Origin of the sequence: Cohnella algarum, from assembly GCF_016937515.1 — a bacterium.
In the GTDB taxonomy this organism is placed as follows: Bacteria; Bacillota; Bacilli; order Paenibacillales; family Paenibacillaceae; genus Cohnella; species Cohnella algarum.
In genome coordinates this window covers 3,274,551-3,296,374 of the sequence record NZ_JAFHKM010000002.1, presented here as the reverse complement: position 1 = coordinate 3,296,374, position 21,824 = coordinate 3,274,551, and the positions used below count along the sequence as shown (strand labels likewise).

At 61.9% G+C, this 21,824-nt stretch carries 14 protein-coding genes, 1 pseudogene and 2 riboswitches; all 15 genes and pseudogenes read right to left on the bottom strand.

Annotated features, from left to right (window positions below; genetic code table 11):
- Positions 1–151: 151 nt before the first annotated feature.
- The 15 genes and pseudogenes from JW799_RS14670 to JW799_RS14600 all read right to left on the bottom strand — a co-directional run bounded on the left by JW799_RS14670 (position 152) and on the right by JW799_RS14600 (position 21,792).
- On the bottom strand, positions 152–1,819 hold the full coding sequence (locus JW799_RS14670) for an extracellular solute-binding protein (protein WP_205430449.1): 1,668 nt from the start codon (positions 1,817–1,819) through the stop codon (positions 152–154).
- Between the two features lie 83 nt (positions 1,820–1,902).
- Positions 1,903–3,723 carry a response regulator transcription factor gene (locus JW799_RS14665; protein ID WP_205430448.1) on the bottom strand — a complete coding sequence of 607 codons (1,821 nt, stop codon included), beginning with the start codon at positions 3,721–3,723 and terminating at the stop codon, positions 1,903–1,905.
- Positions 3,724–3,742: 19 nt separating this feature from the next.
- Entirely contained in the window at positions 3,743–5,473 is a 1,731-nt protein-coding gene (locus tag JW799_RS14660) for a sensor histidine kinase (RefSeq protein WP_205430446.1), read from the bottom strand.
- Between the two features lie 28 nt (positions 5,474–5,501).
- Positions 5,502–6,390 (bottom strand): annotated as a pseudogene (locus JW799_RS14655) (carbohydrate ABC transporter permease).
- A gap of 20 nt (positions 6,391–6,410) precedes the next feature.
- Positions 6,411–7,316 carry an ABC transporter permease gene (locus JW799_RS14650; protein ID WP_080834785.1) on the bottom strand — a complete coding sequence of 302 codons (906 nt, stop codon included), beginning with the start codon at positions 7,314–7,316 and terminating at the stop codon, positions 6,411–6,413.
- A 907-nt stretch (positions 7,317–8,223) separates the two neighbouring features.
- Positions 8,224–9,969, bottom strand: a complete 1,746-nt coding sequence (atzF, locus tag JW799_RS14645) for an allophanate hydrolase (protein ID WP_080835532.1) — start codon at positions 9,967–9,969, stop codon at positions 8,224–8,226.
- 22 nt (positions 9,970–9,991) lie between these two features.
- Positions 9,992–13,870, bottom strand: coding sequence for an ATP-binding protein (locus tag JW799_RS14640; RefSeq protein WP_205430444.1), 3,879 nt, complete (start codon positions 13,868–13,870; stop codon positions 9,992–9,994).
- Positions 13,871–13,904: 34 nt separating this feature from the next.
- Complete coding sequence (locus JW799_RS14635) at positions 13,905–14,555, bottom strand: urea amidolyase associated protein UAAP2 (protein ID WP_205430442.1); 651 nt, start codon at positions 14,553–14,555, stop codon at positions 13,905–13,907.
- Between the two features lie 37 nt (positions 14,556–14,592).
- A complete protein-coding gene (locus JW799_RS14630; RefSeq protein ID WP_205430440.1) occupies positions 14,593–15,318 on the bottom strand; it encodes an urea amidolyase associated protein UAAP1 in 726 nt (241 codons plus the stop codon).
- A gap of 40 nt (positions 15,319–15,358) precedes the next feature.
- Positions 15,359–15,492: riboswitch (guanidine-I (ykkC/yxkD leader) on the bottom strand.
- Positions 15,493–15,559: 67 nt separating this feature from the next.
- Complete coding sequence (locus JW799_RS14625) at positions 15,560–16,342, bottom strand: ABC transporter ATP-binding protein (RefSeq protein WP_205430438.1); 783 nt, start codon at positions 16,340–16,342, stop codon at positions 15,560–15,562.
- A 14-nt stretch (positions 16,343–16,356) separates the two neighbouring features.
- Entirely contained in the window at positions 16,357–17,163 is an 807-nt protein-coding gene (locus JW799_RS14620) for an ABC transporter permease (protein WP_080834792.1), read from the bottom strand.
- A gap of 7 nt (positions 17,164–17,170) precedes the next feature.
- The gene (locus JW799_RS14615) at positions 17,171–18,202 is read right to left on the bottom strand and encodes an ABC transporter substrate-binding protein (RefSeq protein WP_338026271.1); all 1,032 of its coding nucleotides are present in this window, start codon (positions 18,200–18,202) and stop codon (positions 17,171–17,173) included.
- Positions 18,203–18,242: 40 nt separating this feature from the next.
- Positions 18,243–18,381: riboswitch (guanidine-I (ykkC/yxkD leader) on the bottom strand.
- Between the two features lie 306 nt (positions 18,382–18,687).
- Complete coding sequence (locus JW799_RS14610; protein WP_080834795.1) at positions 18,688–19,347, bottom strand: type 1 glutamine amidotransferase domain-containing protein; 660 nt, start codon at positions 19,345–19,347, stop codon at positions 18,688–18,690.
- Positions 19,348–19,532: 185 nt separating this feature from the next.
- Complete coding sequence (locus JW799_RS14605) at positions 19,533–20,417, bottom strand: LysR family transcriptional regulator (RefSeq protein WP_205430436.1); 885 nt, start codon at positions 20,415–20,417, stop codon at positions 19,533–19,535.
- A 301-nt stretch (positions 20,418–20,718) separates the two neighbouring features.
- Complete coding sequence (locus JW799_RS14600) at positions 20,719–21,792, bottom strand: metallophosphoesterase family protein (protein ID WP_205430434.1); 1,074 nt, start codon at positions 21,790–21,792, stop codon at positions 20,719–20,721.
- Between the last annotated feature and the right edge of the window lie 32 nt (positions 21,793–21,824).

Genomic DNA, 21,824 nt, shown 5'->3' with positions numbered 1-21,824 from the left:
GAACAAAAGCTCCTTTTCGTTGATCTGCGGCACCGAGCCGGCTCCGGGCCATGCCCCGGCTATGCCGGCCCGGCGGCTGCCGGGAGATGCCGCTTGCAGGCGTTCGTCCGCCTTCACGCGCCCCGTTACCGGCCCGGCTCGCGCCCGCGCCTTACTCCGCCTTCGCGACCTCGTTCACCTCGGCCGTAATTTGATCGCCGCCGAGCTTCTTCCAGTCGCTAACGAACTTGTCGAACTCGTCGATCGGCGATTCGCCGTAGATGATCTTCGTGAACGTCTCGAGCTCCAGCTTGTCGAGCGTCGCTTTTTTCGTCGCCATCGTGGCGGTCGGGGGAGCGCTGAACTGGTTGAGCGTCAGCAGATCGTTGTCCAAATAGTGCTGAACGACGGCAAGCGTGCTCTCGGGTCCGAAAATGCGCTCGTACACCCACTGCGCCCGGTCCCCGCTCCGGAACTGCTGGATGAAGTCGTAGTTGCTTTTCTCCTCGCGGTTCAGGCCGCCCGTATCGCCGGATTCCAGCGCCTTGACGACGTTCTGGTATATCGCGATGTTCTTGTTCGGCTGCAAAATTTTGATCGGCGTCACCTGGAAGCCCTGGCCGGACGGGCCGAGGTAGGCGGCCGCCTCCGCTTCGGCCGATTCGCCGTACAGCTTCTCGACCGCGAAGTTGAGCATTTTCACGAGCGCCTCGGGATGGGCGAAGTCATGGCGGACGACGTATACGGTGGAGTTCTGGATTTGGCTCGGCACGTTAGCCGGCCGGCCGTCGGCGGAAGGAATCGGATAGGCCATCCAGTCCGCGTCGGCGTTCGACATCATGGCCGTAATGACGAACGGCGAGGACAGCGGTCCGAAGAAAATGCCGGCCTTCCCGGCCATCAGCGACTCGGCCGCTTTGTTGACGTCCTTCGTGCCGAATTCCGGATCGACGATTCCGCTCTTGTAGAGCTCCTGCATGCTGGCCAGCGCCGTCTTCATTTCCGGCCGGATGCTGCCGTAGACGAGATTGCCTGAGCCGTCGTCGATCCATTGGCCCGGCAGCGCATGGTAAGCGTTGGCGAAGCCGTTCAGCTTGATCGTCCACCCGCTGTCCAGATCCTTGTTCAGCTGGATGCCGTACGTGTCCTTTTGGCCGTTCCCGTCCGGATCGTTTTCCGCGAACGCCTTCGCGATCCCCAGCAGATCGTCCATCGTTTCCGGCGGCTTGAGGCCCAGCTTCTCCATCCAGTCCGATCGGACGAAAACCATCGGCACGTTGTCGAGATAGCCGCTGTAATCGGTCAAGCCGTACAGCTTGCCGTCCTGGCGCACCGGCTTCAGCCCGTCGCCGCCCATGTTGTAAAATTCCTTGAGCCGCTCGGAGCCGTATTTATCGAACGCCTCGGTCAGGTCCGCGATTTTGCCCGCGTCGAGAAGCTGCTTGTATTGCGTCTGGTTGACGGAGAAAATATCGGGCAAATCGCCGCTCGCCAGCGTCACGTTCATCTTCTGGCCGGAATTGGCCCGCTCGACGATCCAGTCGAACGTAAGGTCGATGCCCAATTCGTTCGCGTATCCTCGGGTCCAGACGTTGTCTTCGAGCGTTTCGCCTTGCGCCAAATAATCTTTGCCGACGTCGTTCATGACCGTGCGCACCGCAATCGCCGGCTCGTATTTGGACAGCGGCCCCGCGGCGGTTTCGGCGGCGGACGCCGGCTGCGATTCGCCTGCGCCCGGGGACGGGCTTTCGGCCGCATCGTTCCCGTTCGCGCAGGCCGCAGCGAATGTTAGCGCTATCATTCCGATCGTTGCGAGGCTTTTCTTTACATAACGTTTCATCGTCGAACCTCCCTGGAATTCTCTTTTGCTTTGCCGCTTCTTTATTGTAAGTTCCCGTCTCCGCCGCCAGTAGTGGACGATTGTTACTTCCGGTATCTTTCCTTTACCTCTTGTTCCGGCGCCGTTCCGTTGCGGTATTCCTGCGGCGTGCAGCCGACCGTTTTTTTGAAAAAGCGGAAAAAGTAATGCGGGTCGGCAAAGCCGAGCATCTGCGAAATTTCGTGCATTTTCAGCGTCGTCGTTTTCAGCAGCTCCTTGCTCCGTTCCGTCCGCGCCTCCTGGATATGGTCGGAAAGCCCTTTGCCGCACGTTTGCTTATACCACCTGGACAAATAGGAAGGATTCAAGGAAACCTCCCGCGCGATCCGGGACATGGACAAGTCGCCGTGCAGATTGTTTCGGATAAAATAATGGATGCGCCCGATCAGGTTGGACTCGGCCAGCCGCAGTTGGTCGTTTCGCACGGCCTGGATCCATTCGAGCAGCGATTGGTAAAAATGGACGAGCTCGTTCCAGGGGGTGCGGCTGTCGAACTGCAGGACGGCGAGCAGGTTCGCCTGCGAAATCGCCCGATCCTTGAGCCCGAGCTCCTCCAGGCAAACGAGAAGATGCTTGCCCAAAGCCTGCTGCAGCAGCATCCGGTCGAACGGATCGTCCGGCCCGCTTTCCGGGTACATCCGCACCAGCTTTTCGTAGCATTCCGACCATTCGCCGCCGTCGCCCCCTCCTTCCAGAACGGCTTGCCGAAGCCGCTCCAGCAAGTATTCCGCGGACAGCCGTTCCGACGTTTCCGGCGTCCGGACATCGCCGCCGTCCTGCTCCGTCACGATCGTCAGCCCCTCGCTTCCCGCGAACCGGCCGTTCAAGCCGGCCAGCCGGAGCCGATGCGCTTCGCGGGCGACCTTGTCGAACGGCACGAACGCTCCGCTCGCCGACGCGGACAGGGGGAGGCCGAACAGCTCGCGGACGACCTGCTGCACGGTCTCGAGCGTGCCGTGCGCGAAGCCGGCGGCCAGCCGCTCGCGCTTCGCCGCCGTCGACGCCTCGGCCGAACTCGCGCCCGGCGCCCCGGACACGGCCAAGCCCCCGATCGCAACCTCGGAAGCGTCCGATACGGCTCTCGCCGCTCCCGGCGTCCAACCCGTGGCCGCTCCCGGCGCCGCCGCAAGCGGCTGCCCCCTCTCCTGCACGAGGCCGACGACGGAATTCCCGTCGTACTGCACGCACTTGACGGCGGTCCGGGTGCCGAGCAGCTCCTCGGCGATGTTGCCGATGGCGAACAGCATCAGGTCCCGCTCGTGGACCGACTTGTATTTTCCCCAGTTCTCCACGAACAGGGAGATGACGACAACCGGCCGCCCCGCGTCGAGCGGCAGCTTGAGCGCCTCGAATTCCGCCCGCAGGGCGCGGAACGAGGACGCCTCCGTGCGCCTGAGCACGTCGAGCAGAAGCTGGCGCTGCAGCTGCGCGATCGCCTTCGGAAGCTCCTGCTGCAGCCATTCCTTGTGATGGTAAACGGACAGTTCTTCTTTGACCGCCTTTAGCGTCGCGTCGACGGCGGAACCGATGCGCTCCATCCCTTCCGTCTTCAGGATGTAATCGGTGACGCTGCCGCTGCGGATCGCCTTGTGCGCGTATTCGAATTCGTTGTGCCCCGTCAGGAAAATGACCTTGCACCGCGGCCACTGCTTTTCGATATGGACGAGCAGCTCCATTCCGCTCATGCCGGGCATGCAAATGTCGCTCAGCACGACGTCGATTTTGACGGAGCCGAGCCAGGACAGCGCCTCTTCGGCGGAATAGGCGGACAGCACCTCGACTTCCTTGAGGCTTCGTTTGGCGAAATATTCGGTCAGCCCGTTGACGATGATCGGCTCGTCGTCGATAATGAGCATCCGATACATAATGTCTCTCGCTCCTTTCTCATGGGCGGACGGGCAGCCGAATGTCGCATCTCAAACCGCCAAGCGGACTTCTGGACAACTCGAGGCCGTATTCCGGCCCGAAGCGGATGCGCAGCCGGTGGTGAACGTTGAATAGGCCGGTCGTCTCCCCGTCCAAGCCGGACGCCGAAATGCCGGCAAGCCGCTCCTGCAGCTGCCGCAGCCGCTCGTCCCCCAGCCCGTTCCCGTTGTCTTCGACCGTCAGCGCCAGCGTTCGGCCGACCGACCCTGCGGCCAGTCTCAGCAGGCCGCCGGACGTTTTGTTCGCGAGCCCGTGTTTGAATGCGTTTTCGAGAATCGGCTGCAAAATGATGCGGGGCACCCGGATGGAGCGGAATTCGTCCGGCAGCGGCTCGGCTTCGATCGCGATCCGGTTCGAAAACCGGATTTCCTGGATGCGCAGGTAGACGAGCGCATGCTCCGTTTCGTCGCCGATCGGCACCTCCTTGTTGAAATCCCGCGTCATAAAGCGGAAATACGCGCCCAAATAATCCGAAAAAACCTTGATGTCTTCGGTATTTTCCAGCTCGGCCATCTGCTTGATGGTAAAGAGGCTGTTATACAGGAAATGCGGGGCGATTTGCGATTGCAGATGCTTCAGCTCTGCGTCCTGGGTGCGGATGCGCTGCACGTAGTTGTCCTCGATCAGCTCGTGAAGCCGGTGCTGCATCTGATTGAACTGGCCGTATAAATAACCGAATTCGTCGCCGCGGCCATGCTCGATCCGTGTCATCATGTCTCCGCGCTCCATGGCCCGGAATCCCCGGATCAGCTTCAGCAGCGGGCGGTGAATCAGCCTGTAGATGCCGTAGGTGAAAACGACGATCAGCGCGCAGGAGACGGCGGTCAGCAGCAGCATCCAGAACGAATAGCGCCGGATCGGCTCGAGCAGCGTTTCCTTGTCCCGGTAGCTGACGAGGCGAAAATCGTATACGGGATCGGCGATCGAATAAAAATACCCGTTCGCCGTTTCATCGCGGACGACCATTCCGGCGGCGGCGCCTTCGTCTACGGCAAACCGGAAGCCGTCGAATTGTCCGCGGAGCGCTTCGTCCGAAACGACGGCCCGGTCGGCATTGCCGAACAGCAAGTACGCTCCGCCTTCTCCTTCTTTTTGAATGCTCTGCAGCTGCTTCGTCAGTTCTTCGGCAGAGAGCCGGATGACGAGCAGGAAATTCGGATCGGCGGAAGCGTCCAGCGAGTACGGAGCCGATCCCGCCAAAAAATACCCGGCCCCGGTTTCGGCTACGGTTCCCCGCAGGCTCGCCCCGGTCGCGGCCAGCTCCCGCCATTCGCCCGAAGGGCTGTCGGAAACGCCTTCCTTGACGGACACGACCTTCCCTAGCGCGGGCAAATAGTAGCGGACGTCCGCGATGTACGGACTGCTCGCCTGCATTTGCCGCAGCTTTTGCAAAATATTGTTCAGCCTGCGGTCGATCTCGTAGTTGGACAGAACGGGAGCCATCGTGCTGAAATCGGCCAGCTCTCCGTCGACCGAATATTCGAGCAGCAAGCCGTTCATTCTCGCGAATTCGAATTGCAGATTGGCGTAATGGAAAAGAAGGACAGACTCGTTGGAGCGCTCGATCGCCCCACGCATCTGTCCGGAACTGTTGTACGTTAACGACACGCTTAACCCGTACAACGGAAGGATAAGCGCGAAAAACATCAGCATCATTTTGACGAACAGCGAATTCCGTTTGAATCGCATGCTCCTGCCGCCTTTTTTGTAAACTAGCTTACCCTTTCACGCTGCCTAGCACCAGCCCTTTGACGAAATATTTTTGCAGAAACGGATAGACGGCCAGCACCGGCAGCGCCGTAATGAAAATTTGGGCGGCCCGGACCGTCCGGCTGGACACCGTCTGCAAAAGCCGGACCTCTTCGAGCGTCATGTTCGTCTGCGTCATCGTCGTCTTGTTCAGAATCGACTGCAAATAGGTCGCCAGCGGGTAATTTTCGGTCCGGTTCATGTAGAGCATGCCGTCGAACCACGAATTCCAGTGCATCACGAGCGTAAACAGGACGATCGTCGCGAGACTCGGCAGCGAAATCGGAAGGTAGACTTTGACCAGCGTTTGGAAATGGCCGGCCCCGTCGATCAGGCTCGCTTCCTCCAGCTCCTTCGGCAGCCCGCGGAAAAAATTGAGCATCAGCAAAATGTTGAATACCTGGACGCCGGTCGGCAGCACGAGCGCCCACATCGAATCGAGCAGGTGCAGCTCTTTGATAACGAGATAGCTCGGAATGATGCCGCCGCTGAACAGCATCGTGAACACGAAAATCCAGGCGTACAGCGTGCGCTGCGGGAAAGAATGGCTTTCCTTCGACAGCGGGTAGGCGACCAGAATCGTGACGGCGACGCCGATCGCAACTCCGAGCACGACGCGAACGAGGCTGTTGGCGAAGGAGTCCGCAAATTGCCCGTTCTGCAGGACGTAGCTGTAGGAGTTGAACGTAAAATCGACCGGCCAAAGCGTCAACTTGCCCGGAGCTGGCCGCCGCGCTGGAGCTGAAGGAGACGGCCAGCACGTTCAGCACGGGAAACAGGCAGAGGGCGGTGAGCAGCGTGAGCAGGACGGCATTGAGCACGAGAAAAGCTTTGTATCCGCGCGTCGTCAAATGCATGGCGGCGATCGCCCCTTTCGTCAAAAGATGCGGTACTTGGCAAACCGGTAGGCGAGCCAATAGCCCAGGCCGATCAGGCCGAGCGAAACGACCGATTTGATGAGGCCGACCGCGGCCGCGACGGCGTATTGCGTCTGGACGATCCCGATCCGGTACACGAGCGTATCGAGGATGTCCCCGGTCTCGTAGACGCTCGGGCTGTACAGGTTGAACACCTGGTCGAAGCCGCCGTTCAGAACGTTGCCGAGACTGAGCGTGCCGACGAGCACGATGACCGGCCGGATGCCCGGCAGCGTAATGTGCCACGTCTGCCGCCAGCGGCTCGCTCCGTCGACGACGGCTGCCTCGTACAGGTTCGGATTGACCGAGGTGAGCGCGGCGAGATACACGATCGTATTGAAACCGAACTCCTTCCATTGATCCGTAACGACGAGGACGTACCGGAACCAGTCGTTGCTGGAGAGAAACGACACCGGGTTGCCTCCGAACGCTTTGATGAGGCCGTTGACGATCCCTTCGCTAGGCGACAGAATATCGATGACGATCCCGCCGAGAATGACCCAGGAAAAAAAATGCGGCATATAAATGACCGTCTGAACGTAGCGCTTGAACAGCATCGACCGGACTTCGTTCAGCATGAGCGCCGCCACGACCGGCACGACGATGCCGGCGACGATTTTCATGACCGAGATGATGACGGTGTTGCGGACCGCGGGCATAAAGTCCGGCAGCGCGACCATATATTCGAAGTTGTCCAGGCCGACCCAGTTTGCGTCCGCGAAGCCGACGATCGGATTGAAATCCTGAAAAGCGATGCTGACCCCCAGCATCGGCAAGTAGCTGAAGAGCGCGATCAGCGCGAGTCCGGGCACGAGCATCAGATGGAGCGCCCCGTTTCTGCGAAAGCGTTTTCGAGTTTGCGCCATGTTCCCCCTCCTCCGTGCTTCCAGTATAGGACGGGGCGGGAATGCGCCGATAGTGGCGCCTGTTTACTTCCGGTATCTTTTGTTTACGTCGTCCTCCATGACCCGACTGGATCGGCGGCGTGCGCGCGGAGGCACGGAGATGGGTCATTTTTACTCAACTTTGTGCGTCGTGGTGCGTTTGGCGGGTCGAGATGAGTCGCCATGACCCGACTGGATCGGCGGCGTGCGCGCGGGGGCAGGGAGATGGGTCATTTTTACTCGACTTCGTGCGTCAGGTGCGTTTGGCGGGTCGAGATGAGTCGCCATGACCCGACTGGATTGGCGGCGTGCGCGCGGGGGCAGGGAGATGGGCCATTTTTATGCTGGGTTGGCGCTGGGTTATGCTGGGTTATGCTGGGTTGATGCTGGGTTGATGCTGGGTTGGCGAGGCTCGGTTGGATTTCATCCAATCAAGACCGGCTTTTTCACGAAACTTTTCGGCCTCGTTGGATTTTGTCCAATCTGGAGAGGCCTTTTTTGGCGTTTTCGCCTAAATTCGAAGTTCCTCGTTGGAAAAAATCCACTCTAGCCAACGATTTCCCTGTTTTCCGCTCTTTTGATTGGACAAAATCAGACAAAATCCAACATAGGCTTCCCTCAGCTTCATCGCTCCCCTTCCGACGTCCCCGAAGTTTTTCTAAGTTATATGTGCCTCCTCCATCGTCCCTAATTTCATTAAGTAATAAGCACCCCCTCGTCCCTAAGTAATATCGCTCTCCGTCGTCCTCGAAGCTTCCCTAAGCAAGGTAATGAAACAGGCTCAAAAAGAAAAACCGCCAGGGGTTTAGCCCTGACGGCGCGCGGCATGAGGATCGATCCGGCGGGAAGATCGCGAATTCCCGGTCTCGATGCGCATTCAGGCGATTCGTCACGAATTTGTCCATGCGTGCCAGCCGCCCAGCGCGCTGATATCTTCGGCGTCTTCGGCGGCATAGGCCTCGCAGAGAAAGCCGGGGACGGCGCGCCCGTCCTCCAGCTCGATTTTGCCGATGCCGAGCGGCGCCGGAATCGAAGCGGCGAACTCCCCGAAGCCGGCGAGCGGCATTTCCCACAGCTCCAGCCGAACGGAAACGCCTCCCGACGACAGCTTGACCAGGCCGGGCTTGGCGGGATCGGTCGGGAGCTTGACCAGCCGGTATTTAGGCGCGGTTTTTGCTTCTTCCGCGAAGGAGGCGCCGCTGGCGATCATCTGGCTTTCCAGCGGGTAGCCGCGCATATGCAGCCCGCAAACGGCGACGAGCGTCGTCCCTTCGGGCGGCTGCATCGCGCTGCCCGCGACGAACCGCTTTGCCGCGCCGCAGACGAACCCCTCCTGGTCGGCCAAGCCGAACAGCGTTATGCCGAACGGCACGTCCGGCGCCGCCTCCCCGGCGGGAACGGCGACCGCGCACAAATCGAGCAAATTGCAGTGGTTCGTATATTTGCCCATGTCGCTGTTCGTTTCGATCGGTTTCTCCCGCACCTGGTCGCGCGTATACGTGCCGCCGGCCGTCGGCATGGCGAGAACCGCCCCGTTCAGCATTTTTTTGGCCTCGAGCTTGAGCGTTTGCAGCCTGTGAACCGCCTTGAACACGTCGGCGGCGTCCCGCGAGCCGGCCGATCCCGAACGCAAAATGCGCTCGGTCACGGGAAACACCTCCGACGGGCGCGATTCGACGAAATCGCCCAATGCCGCCCACCTTTCGGCAACCCACGGGCCGTCGTATAGCACTTTCGCGGCTTCTTCGAACAGACCGGTATCCATCCGTTCGATCGCGATCCCCAGGCGTCCCAGCCGCTGCTCGGCCCGCTGCCAGGCCTGTTCGTACGCTTCGGCGTAAGGGCCGAAGAAAACCGGCTTCTCCTTCGGCAGAATCACCTTTGAAGGAAGCTGCGGCCGCGGCGCCGGAATGTCGCGCGACCACGGATCGTCCGCGCGAACGCCGCGGACGACGGCATCGACCGTCAGCGCGTCGTCCAGCGTGTGCGCGAACACGGTCACGCAGTCGAGGCTCGCGCACGCCGGAACGACGCCCTTCGTCGGCCAGGCGCCGATGCTCGGCTTGTAGCCGACAAGGCCGTGCAGGGCGGCCGGCACCCGACCCGAGCCGGCCGTATCCGTGCCGAGCGAGAAAGCCGCGTGGCCCAGCGCGACGGCGACGGCGGAGCCGCTGCTCGAGCCGCCGCTGATCAGTTCCTCCTTAAAGGCGTTCTTCGTCTCGCCGTAAGGGCTTCTCGTTCCGACGAGTCCCGTCGCGAACTGGTCCAGATTCGTTTTGCCGAGCGGAATCGCGCCCGCTTCGATCAACCGCTCCACGACGGCGGCATGCTCCTCGGGCGTATACGCGAACGCCGGGCAAGCCGCCGTCGTCGGGACGCCCGCCCAGTCGATGTTGTCCTTGATCGCGAACGGAATGCCCCACAGCGGAGCCTTCGTCTTGTCGAGCGTACCGAGCCGGTCCAGATAAGGCTGCGCCAGCTCCAGCGAGGGCGGCGTGATCCAGACCGGATTGCCGCCGTCCTCCCGCGAGCGGCGGACCAGCTCGCGCACGACGGTTTCCGGCGAGAGCTTCCCGTCCCTGTACATCGCTTTCAGCCACGCCGCCGTCAAGCGGCGCGGGATCGAACTCTCCATCGCCATTCTTAATTTCCCCTCCTTATTTCGCCGGCGCGATGCCGATCATGAGCTGCCCCGCCTGCACGCCGTCGCCGGGGGCGACATGGACCGACGATACCCGGCCGGCTTCGGGCGCTTCGATCTCGAACTCCATCTTCATGCTCTCGACGACGGCGATCTTGTCGCCTTTGCCCACGAGCCCTCCCGGCTCCACGTTCACCTTCCAGACGCTGCCCGGGAGCGGACTGCGCACGGCGGCAACTCCGGCGGGCAGCTCCTCCTCGTTCAGCGGCTTGCCGCCATCCTGCTCGCTCGCGTATTCGGCGAGCCCGCGCCGCTTCCAGTCTTCCCGCTCCGCCTGAAACGCCGCCTGCTGCCGGCTGCGGAACTCGCGGGCGGACGCCTCGATCGAGTCGAGGAACCGCAAATACTCGCCGAGATCGAAAGTCGTCTCCTCGACCTCGACCTCGAACCGGCCGCGCAGAAAATCTTCGCGCAGACGAAGCAATTCGTCCGCCGCGACCGGATAAAAACGAATCTGATCGAAAAACCGCAGCAGCCACGGCTTTCCTTCCGGAAAGCTGCCGGTGGAGCGCAGCCGGTTCCACATTTGCACCGTGCGCCCGACGAACTGGTAGCCCCCGGGCCCTTCCATGCCGTATACGCAAAGGTAGGCTCCGCCGATGCCGACCGCGTTTTCCGGCGTCCACGTGCGGGCCGGATTGTATTTGGTCGTCACCAGCCGGTGCCGGGGATCGACCGGCGTCGCGACGGGAGCTCCCAGATAAACGTCGCCAAGACCGAGTACAAGATAATTCGCGTCAAAAACGATCCGCTGCACCTCGTCGATCGATTCGAGCCCGTTGATGCGGCGGATGAACTCCAGATTGCTCGGGCACCACGGGGCGTCCGGGCGGACGTTTTGCTGGTACCGCTCGATGGCAAGCCGGGTCGAAGGATCGTCCCACGACAGCGGCAGCCGGACGATGCGGGAAGGCACCTTCAACGATTCGAGCGGCGGCAGCGCGCGGTCGAGCTCCATGACGCGCTCGCACGCTTCCCGCAGCGAAATGCATTCCGGATCGAGCTGGATTTGCAGCGAACGGATGCCCGGCGTCAGATCGCGGACGGGAAAATCGGCCGCCGACCGCACGGCTTCCATCAACGCATGAACCTGAAAGCGAAGCCGCAAGTCGAGCTCCATCGGGCCGTATTCGACGAGCAGGTTCCGGTCTCCGCTGATGCGGACCGTTATCGGAAACCGGCGGCCTTCCCGTTCCCGGGCGAGCACCGGATAATCGGTCTGCCACTCGCGCTGCGCGGCGGGGGATTCCGTCACGTCCGAAGCGGCCGGCCCTCTCCGGACCGGGGCCACCGACACTGCCGGCAGCCTCTTCGAGCCGCCGAACGCGGCGCCTGCCGGCACGGACGCCCCGCCCCCGGCATCGGCTCCGATCGCCTCCAGCATTCGCTCCTGCGCCGCGCGCAGCAGGTCGGCCTCCTCCAGCGTGACGAGCCGAAACAGGATTCTGTCGCCGGGGTGAAGCTGCCCCAGCTTCCACAGCTCGGCCGACGGCACCGTGACCGGACAGACGAAGCCGCCCAGGCTCGGCCCGTCCGGTCCGAGCAAAATCGGCATGTCGCCGGTCAAATCCAGGGCCCCGACCGCGTAGGCGTTATCGTGAATGTTCGACGGATGCAGCCCGGCGTCGCCGCCGTCCTCCCGGGCCCAGGATGGCGCCGGTCCGATCAGCCTGACGCCGGTGCGGGAGGAATTGAAATGCACCTCCCATTCCGTTTCCGTCAAGCTTTGCAAATACTCCGGCCGCAAAAACTCCTCCGTGCAATGCGGGCCGGGGATCGCCCCGATCGTCCACGAACGGGAGATAGCCGGCCGGTACGCCGGATCCAGCTCCATGTCCGGTTCCGGGACCGCAGCTGCGTCCGGAGCCGATACCGCGGCCGCCGTCGCGGCCGTTGCCGGATTCGCCTCCGCAGCCGCAGACGCAATCGGCGTCCGGGCCGTTCCCGCCGCCGATGTCCGGCCCGCTTCCGTCGCCCACGCCGAGGCCGACTCCCTGTCCGGCGCCGCCCCCGGCAGCGCGCTTTCTCCGCCGCGGACGCCGATAACGTCGCCGGCGCGCAACGCTCGCCCGCCGTGGCCGCCGAAGCCGCCGAGCGTAAACGTCGAGGCGCTGCCGAGCACGCGCGGCACGTCGAATCCGCCCTGCACGAGCAGATAGGCGCGCATGCCCGCTTCCGCTTCGGCCAGCCGCAGCGTCTGTCCCCGCTTCGCGAGCGTCGGCCGATACGGCGCGACCGGCTCGCCGTCCAGCTCCGCCTTCATGTCGGCGCCGGTCAGGCAAAACCGCATGTCGCCGCGAAAGCGGTACGCGCCTCCCCGCAGCGTCAGCTCCAGGCCCGGCGCGTCCTCGGCGTTGCCGAGCAGCCGGTTGCCGATGCGGTGCGACAGCGGGTCCATCGGGCCGCAAGGCGGAACGCCGACGTTCCAGTATCCGGCGCGGCCCGGCCAGTCCTGCACGGTCGTCTGCAGCCCGCCGTCCAGCACCTCGATCGCCCGCTCCGCCGGCTGGAAGCCGTCGAGCATCCGCGTGTGGACAAGGCCGCTCGCGCAATCTTCTTCCTGCAGCAGCGACCGAACGTACTGCAAATTAGTCGTAATGCCGTAGAACCGGGTCTCCTCAAGCGCCCGCACCAGCTTGCCGATCGCTTCCTCCCTCGTATCGGCGCGCGCGATCACCTTGGCCAGCATCGGATCGTACAGCGTCGTGACGGTCATCCCGTCGCGCACCCACGATTCGACCCGGACGCCGTCCGGAAGCACCGCCCGGTCGAGCTGCCCCGCGCTCGGACGGAAGCCCTGCAGGCAATCCTCCGCATAGATGCGCGCCTGGATGCTGTGGCCCTTCGGCTCGGGAACCCTTTCGCCGAGCTCCTTCCATTCGTCGGCTGCCTCGCGAACCATCCATTCCACGAGATCGATGCCGAACACCTCTTCGGTGACGCCGTGCTCGACCTGCAATCTCGTGTTAACCTCCAGAAAATAAAAGCCGTGCGTCTGCGGATCGTACAAAAACTCCACCGTCCCCGCGCTGCGGTATCCGGCCTCGGCGGCCAGGCGCACGGCGGCGGCATGCAGCTCGGCGCGCACCGCGGAAGGAAGGTTCGGCGCCGGCGTCTCCTCGATCACCTTCTGGTTGCGCCGCTGGATCGAGCAATCCCGCTCGCCGAGCGCCACGACTTCCCCGAACCGGTTGCCGAAAATTTGCACCTCGACATGGCGCGCTTTGGCAACGTATTTTTCGAGAAACACGCCGCCGTCTCCGAAGCTCGCCTCGGCCAGCCGGCCTACGGCGTCAAACGCCGCGCGAAGCTCGGCTTCGCCGCCGCACGCCCGCATGCCGATGCCGCCGCCGCCGGCCGTGCTTTTCAGCATGACCGGATATCCGATCCGATCCGCCGCCAAAACCGCGTCCTCGATCCGCCCGATCAGCTCCGTTCCCGGCAGCAGCGGCACGCCCGCCCGCTCGGCGATCGCCCGCGCTTCATGCTTCAGGCCGAATCGCTCCATCTGCTCCGGCTCCGGACCGATGAAAACGATGCCGCTCTCCCGGCAGCGTCTTGCAAACCCGGCATTTTCGCTCAGGAACCCGTATCCCGGATGAATCGCCTCCGCTCCCGTTTCGCGCGCCGCCCGCAAAATCGCGTCGGCGTTCAAGTAGCTGTCTTTTGCCGGCCCTTCGCCGATCAGCACCGCTTCGTCCGCTTGATCGACATGCAAGCTGTCCTGGTCGGCCTTCGTATATACCGCCACCGAGCGGATGCCCATCCGGCGCAGCGTGCGCGCGATCCGAACGGCGATCGCTCCCCGGTTGGCAATCAACACTTTGCTGAACATGTTGCGATCCTCCCCGCTGAAAACCTTTTTTCTCTTACGACTCCCAGATCAGCACGCGCACCGGCGTCGGATTGTAGGCGTTGCACGGATTGTTGAGCTGCGGACAATTGCTGATCAGCGCGGTCACGGACGTTTCCGCCCGCATTTCGACGTAGCGTCCCGGCGCAGACACGCCGTCCGCAAACGTCAGCCCGCCCTCCGGCGTCACCGGAACGTTCATGAAAAAGTTGATATTGGGCGCCAGGTCCCGCTTCGTGTAGCCGTCGCCGCGCTTTGCGAGCTGGAGCATGAACGTGTCCCGGCAGTTGTGCATGGGCAGCGTTTCGTGCGCGTAACGCACCGTGTTGCTCTGCGCGGAGCAAGCGCCGCCAAGCGTGTCGTGCCGCCCGCACGTGTCGGCCACGATCGTGAGCAGCGGCTTGCCGGATTCCGCGCGGAGCACCGAACCCGTGGTCAAGTAAATGTTTTGCTGGCCGGCGATCGTTTGCACGGCACTGTAGTGATCCTCGGGATTTTCGGCATCGTAAAACAGCGTGTCCGCCGCCTGGTTGCCCTCCAGATCGACGATCCGCAGCACCTGCCCGGGCCGCAAATCCCGCATCCAGCCTTCCCCCGCCGGAATGATGTGGTCGTACAATGCTTCGTCCGGCCTTCGTTCGCTTTCCTTATGGATAAAAACCGTCATCGGCGCTTCCCCCTTGTCTTATCGAATCGTGATTTCGTTATTGGCCGAGCAGCGCAAAATAGCTCCAGGTGTTTTCAAAAGCCCGCCTGTTCTCCGGACGGCGAAGGACGCACGGGTCGGTCGCGGGATCGACGGGGTCCGCCGGCAGCACCTCGATCGCCACGGGAGACGACGGATATGCCGTCGCCGGATCGAGCGGATGCGGCGTATTCGACAGTACGAGCAGCGCGTTCATTTCCAGCCGCAGCGTCACGGATGCCCCCGCCGGACAATGGCCCGGCACGAAAATTGTGTTTCCGTCCTCGTCGCAGTACACTTTGGAGAAAAGATTGACGACCGGGCCCAAATCGCGCATGCCAAGCCCGCATCGCACGAGCTCCCCGGCCAGATTGTCGCGCCCGTTGCGCAGCCAGTCGTTCCGCTCCCGCTGAAACGAGGTGGTCCCGTACTTGGCCGCAGTCGCTTCCCGCGTCGTGCAGCCGCCGATCGTATCGTGCCAGCCGAGACCGTCCTCCACGATGCTGGCGAGCACGCGGCCGTTGTCCGACATCAGCACGTGTCCTTTCGTCAAATGGGACGTATATTGCGCCTTCAACGTATCCGGCATGTTGTACCGCTCCGTCTTGTCGTCGGCGTTGTAAAGCAGCATCGACACGTTCGCGCCCGCCTCAAGCGCGGTAAAGCGGACAAGACGCCCGCGGGCGATCGCGCCGGACCATTTCGCCCCGGGCGCAAGCTCCAAACTCCATACGATCGAACTCATTCGCCTAACCCCCTTGAATAATGAAAGCCCGGGAAATAGAGTCTCCCAGGCTTTTATCCTTCCGTGTCAGCGTCTGCCGAGGCCTTGAAACGGCCAGCGCGTCCGACGCCCCCGTCTCTTGGACCAGGCCCGCGAAGCAGCAAGCTTCCCGGCGGAACCCTAGACAGGTTTTTGCGGTTCTTCGCCCGGCGCGCTCCCATCCCTTCGGAATCGGCGCGGGTTCCGGAACCTTATGCGGTTGTCAATGCTTCAGCAAGGCCGACAAGCGGCGCTTCAGTTCGATAAAGCCGGGCAGCGCCCTCGTCTCTTCCGTCCTCTCGGCCGGAAGCTCGACCGGATGCTCGCTGACGATGCGCCCCGGACTTGCCGCCATGACGCAAACGCGCTGCGACAGAAACACCGCTTCCTCGATGTCGTGCGTTATGAACACGACGGTCGTCTTTTCCTTTGCCCACACTTCGAGCAGCAGCTCCTGCATCTCCAGCTTCGTCTGCGCGTCGAGCGCCCCGAACGGTTCGTCCATCAACAGCACCTTCGGCTTGTTGGCCAGCGCCCGCGCAATGGCGACGCGCTGCTTCATGCCGCCGGACAGCTCCTTCGGAAAGGCGTTCGCGAACGGCTCCAGGCGGATCATCTTCAAATAATAGTCCGAGATTCGCCTCCGTTCGAGCAGCGGAACCCCGCCGAGCTTCGGGCCGTACTCGATGTTTTGCCGCACGGTCAGCCAGGGAAACAGCGTATAGCCCTGGAACACCATGCCCCGGTCCGCGCCGGCGCCGACAATCGGCCGCCCTTCCAGCAGCAATTCCCCGCTCGTCGGCTCCTCAAGCCCGGCCAAAATCCGCAGCAGTGTCGACTTGCCGCAGCCGGAAGGACCGAGCAAGGTCAGAAACTCGTTTTTGCCGATGGTCAGATGGATGTCCCGCAGCGCCTCGAACGTCGATTTGCGGGATTTGTACACCTTCCCCACCGCGGCGGCCACAATCTGGTTGCGTTCGTCGTCTTGTCGCGCGGTTGCCTGCATGTTTCCGCCCTCCTTTATACCCAGGGAAATAACCGCTTCTGCAGCAGCGCGAAAATCCGGTCGCTGACAAGGCCCAGCAGCCCGATGACGATGATGCCGACGAAAATCTGCTCCGTGTTGAGGAAGCGCTGCGCCTTCATGATCGCATAGCCGAGACCGCTGTTGACCGCCACGAGCTCGGCGACGACCAGGTACGTCCACGCCCAGCCCAAAATGATGCGCAGCGTCGTCATCAGCTCCGGGCGAATCGCCGGCAGCAGCACCGTGTCGACCGCTTGCCAGCGGCTGGCGCCGAGCGTGAACGAGGCTTGCAGCAGATCGGCCGATACCCGGCGCGTCACGTCCGCCACCATTAGCACCAATTGGAAAAAGCAGCCGATGAAGATGAGCAATATTTTCGCCCATTCGCCGATGCCGGCCCACACCATGACGAGCGGAATGAACGCCACGGCCGGCATGTAGCGGATAAATTCCATCGGCGGCTCGATCAGCGCCGCTCCGGCGCGGAACGTGCCCGCGAAGATGCCGATCGGAATGCCGAGGAAACAGGCGAGGAGAAAACCCGCGCCGACCCGAAAGACGCTCATTCCGATGTGCGACCAATATTCCTCCGTCCCCAGCAGCCGGAAAAACTCGACCAGCACCCGGTGCGGCTGCGGCAGAAAGACCGGATTGACCAGCTTCGCGTAGCTGAGCAGCGACCAGACGCCGACGATGCCGACGAAAGCGGCAACGGCCAGACCGGCAAACAGCGAAGGGCTGATGTCCTTGAAGATCTGCAGCTTGTATCGTTTTCCGGCCTCGCCTCTCGCTTGCGCCATCTTAAGCTCACTCTCCCGCCAGCTGCTTGATGAATTTCGGCTCCAGCACCTCGGAAAGGTCCGGCACCGCGCTCAGCATATCCAGATTTTTAAGGAATTCGGCCGTTTTTTGGCCCGTGTATTGGAGCGATTCGTACGTTTCTCCTTCGGTAAACGCCTTTGCGTTGTCCTCCAGCGAAAACAGCTTGATGCTGTCCATGCCGAGCTTGTAATCTTCCACCGTCGTTTCGGCATGCTTGGCCATGATTTCCAGCCCTTCCTGCTCGTTGTCCGCGTACCAGGCGACGGCGTCGAACCAGGCGGCGACGACCTTCTGCACGTCGTCCGGGCGTTTCTCTACGACGGATTCCTTGAACACGAGCAAGTCCGGAATCAGTCCCGGCGTGTCCTTCGAGGAGAACAAAATTTTGCCTTTTCCCTCTTTGACCGCCTGCGTCTGGAACGGCTCCCACAGGACGGACGCGTCGGTCTTGCCGCTGATGAAGGCCGGGCCGGCGTCGTTGACCGTCATGTTGACGTAGTTGATGTCCTGCTCCGACATCCCGTTTTCCGCGAGGGCGGTAAGCAGCAGCAAATGGTCGACGGTGCCGAGCTCGGTGGCGACCGTTTTGCCCTTCAAATCGGGGATGCCGGCGATTTCCGGCTTGGCGACGATCGCGTCCCCGCCGTTCGAGTTGTCGTTGACGAGCACCGCCTTGAGCCCGATGTCCCTGGAGGCGGGAGCCAGCGTGTCGCTCAGCGTCTGGCTGTTGGCGTCGACCTGTCCGGTCGCGAGCGCCTGCAGCGAGTCGCTGTACACCGGGAACCAGGTCAGTTCGACGTTGACGCCCTGTTTTTCGAAAAAACCCTTTTCCTCGACGACATACCAGAAAAACCAGCCCGGCCACGGACTGAGCGCCAGCTTGATCGGCTCTTCCGAGGACGACGACCCTTGCGAATTGCCGCCCGCTCCCCGCAGCCGGCGATAAGCGCCAAAGCGAGCAGGAGCGCGGCCAGCCCTGCGGCGGCGGCTTTGTTGAGGTTCCTTTTCATAACCCACTTCCTTTTCAGATAATATAAAAAAGCCCAAGGAGATCGAAATCTCCCGGGCTTTTATCCCTCCGTGTATATGAACGGCTCGGGCCGTTCATACGCCGTCTCTCGGACCAGCTTAAACGGGGCGGAAACTTGCATGTCTGCAAGCGCTCGCCGCTTAACGGAACCCTAGACGGCATTGGCTTCCCCCGCGGAACGGAGGAACATATAGGCTTTTGCGTTAGATTTAATTACACGAATTGGATTTCCGTGTGTTTAATCAGATTATATGTCAGTTTATTTGCGATCGTCAACCCCTTTTTTTGATTTTTGTCAGGTTGTATGACATTGGAGTTATGGCGGAGCGCGTGAAACTGGAAGGTCGAACGGCTGGCGGAGGGTTGCGAGGAAGGAGGATTGGAGGGGGAATCGATGCCCGACAGCGACAGAAGACCCGGCGACGTTATAAAAAAACGCCCTCCCGGTACGGGAAGGCGCCATGGCGCGGCGTCAGCCGAGCTTGTCGATGACGGCTTTCGCGACGGCCAGCGTCGATTGGGGATTTTGTCCGGTAATCAGATTGCCGTCCGTCACGGAATGGGCGGACCAATTCGGAGCCGCGACGAAAATCGCTCCCAGCTCGCGCAGCCTGCTTTCGAGCAGGAACGGAAGATGGCGGTCCAACCCGGTTTCCGCCTCTTCGCCGTTGGTAAAAGCGCTGACCCGCCTGCCGGCGACGAGCGGCTGGCCGTCCGAAAGCGTTGCGCCGACAAGGCCCGCCGGCCCGTGGCAAACGGCGGCCACGACGCGCCCCCCTTCGTAAAATTCGCGCAGCAGCTGCCCCAACTTCGCATTGCCCGGCAAGTCGTACATCGTCCCGTGCCCGCCCGGCAAAAAAATCGCGTCAAAGCCTTCGGACGACACCTCGTCCAGCCTGGATACGTTTTCCAAGAGACGCCTCGTATCCGCAATCTCCTGAGGCGTGTCCGGGCCGATGCTGCCCGGATCGACCGGAACCGCTCCTCCGAGAGGTCCGGCTACCGTCACCTCGTACCCCCGGCGAACGAATTCGACATAAGCTTCTCCGAATTCGGACAGCCAGATGCCCGTCGTCCTTCCCTCATGGATTTCCGAATGATTCGTCACGACAATCAGCACTTTTTTCGTCATGTTTTCCCCTCCCGATTTCGTTCGTTCACCGTAATTGTAAGATCGGGAGTCGAATAAAACAAATTATGAATTTGTACAAATTCCATAAATTTTTTTATAGATAAAACATGCCGTATTCGGACCTCCGTATCCTCAGACTCGGCCCCGACGTTGGATGCGCAGCGATAGGTGACAGGTTCGATCCGTCAGTCCCGCCCCTCCGAGCGCCGCTCGCGAATGATCTCCATCGCGTCCCTGATTTCGGGCATGTTTTTGTTTTTGCTCTGATAGGCGAAAAACAGCTCGTTCCGCACGCTCATATCCTCGTAAATCGCCCGGACCTTCCCGCTCGGCGACGCCTCCAGCAAATAGGTCGGCATCAGCGTCAGTCCCGCTCCCGCCTCCACCGCTTCCAGCAGCATGCGCAAATCGGGAATGACGTGGATCGGGTGGATTTGCGGCCGTTTCCGGAAATGCTCCCTCCAAAATCGCCGGATAATCGGCAATTCCAGCCCGTAGCTGAGCCAGTCCTGCCTCGCAAGCCACCGCTCCCTTCCCTTCAGGCCGGCCTCGTCCGGCGCTTCGATCCCGTTCGGGGCGATCACGACGAACCGTTCTTCCCGCAGCTTCTCATATTCGATTCCGGGTACCGGAATTTTTTTCGATGTGACGATCAGATCCGTTTTGTCTTCCCGCAAAAGTTCGAGCAGGAGCTCGGCCGTTCCGAGACTGCAAACGGTATTCGCCCGAAACTCCGTTATTCGCGGAAGAATCGCCTCGCGGAAAAATTCGTGCGCCGCTCCGATTCTGACCGTTTTCAGCAGCGGGGAGGCGGCTTTCCGGAAGCTCATCGCCGTTTCTTCCAGCCCCTCGACCAATGGAGCCACCTGCGAATACAGCATCTTTCCCCTCTCGGTCGGGACGATTTTTCTTCCCGTTCTCGCAAACAAAGGCTCTCCCGCTTCCGCTTCGAGGGCAGCAAGGTGCTGGCTCATGGCCGGCTGCGTCATCATGCGGGCTTTGGCCGCCTCGGATACCGAGTTGTGCTTGTAGATCGCGGCAAAGCTCCTGTACCATTCGAAATCGACCATGATCCAAATTCCTTTCGCTCGTTCTTGGCCTGCGACTCCAGTGTATCCGAACGTGCGCCCGGGGAAAAGGGAGCCGCCCGCCGCGGCTCCCTTTCCTCTCTCTTCATCCGACGTATCCGATATCGCTGCCTTGACCCATTTCAACAAAGCGTTCAAAAAGCTGACCGGCGTCTCTCCGCGCGTTTACCGCAAGCAGCGCGGGCCCAGAAAGGGCGGAAAAAGCGGCTTCCCCTGCCCTCGGACGGTTAAGCGGCGATCGGACGAAAGCGAAAGGCCCGCCTGCGCGGCGGGCCGATTCCTTCTATTCGACCGGGTATTCGATCCGGAACGTTGCGCCTTCCACCCAAGTTCCCGAGGCGAAATCCCGGCCTCTGACGAGCACGGAGCCCGGATAAACGTCCACATAATAGCCCTGGCTGCCTTCCTTGCGCTCGTCGTCGTCCGTCCATAAATACGCGACGGATGCGGCATTGAGCATCGCCGGCAGCCGCTCGTCCGCTGCCCGGAACGTGTTCGCCGCTCCCAGCTCCCAGTGCGTATGCCCCGTAAACAGGATCGCCTGCCGGTGCCGGGACAGAACGGCTTTGAGCTCCTCGTCCTGCATGACGCCGTACCAGCCCTGCGCTTCCGCCGAACCCGCGACCGTGTTTTTCAACGGCTGATGCAGAAATACGAATGCCGGCTTTTCCGGCGAAGCGTCCTCGCCAAGCTTGGCGTCCAGCCAATCGAGCTGTCTTGCCGATAAGCTGCAGAACAGATCGTCCGCTTCCTCCGTGCCGAGAAAAATAAAATGGTAGCCGCCGATCCAGGCATCGTGGTAAGCGGAGCTCGTACCCGTCGCCTCCAAATAGCGGGCCAGCCGCTCCTCCCAAACGCCGGGCTCGACATCGTAGCTGCCCATCGCGAGGCGAATTTCCGCCAACCGTCCCTTGAAGTCGTCCCAAACCCGCCGCAGCTCCGCTTTTTCGTCGATAATCCCGAGGTCCCGCGCCTCCCGGCTAGCGGCGCTCGCCCCGGCGGCCTCCAGAAACCGGGCCAGCCGTTCCTCCCAAACGCCGGACCCGACGTCGTGGTTGCCCGTCGTGAACCGGATTTCCGGCAGCCGCCCCTTGAAGCCTTCCCGAATCCGCCGAAACTCCGCGTATTCGTCCGGAAAGCCGTGGTCGGTCACGTCGCCCGCGTGCATGATGCCGCGGCTTGCCGGCGCGTTGTCCGCGATATCCCGCAGCGCGCGCTCCAGATTGCGGTTGTAGACGTGATTCGGATCGGAAGTGACATGGGTGTCGGTGATGACCTGAAAGGACAGCAGCGGCGCCCCGTCCTCTTGTACCCGCTTTGGCGTCCGGTTTTCGGGACGATCCCCGTTTGCGCTCATGATTTTCCTCCTTGTTTGACGAGCCTTGCAGC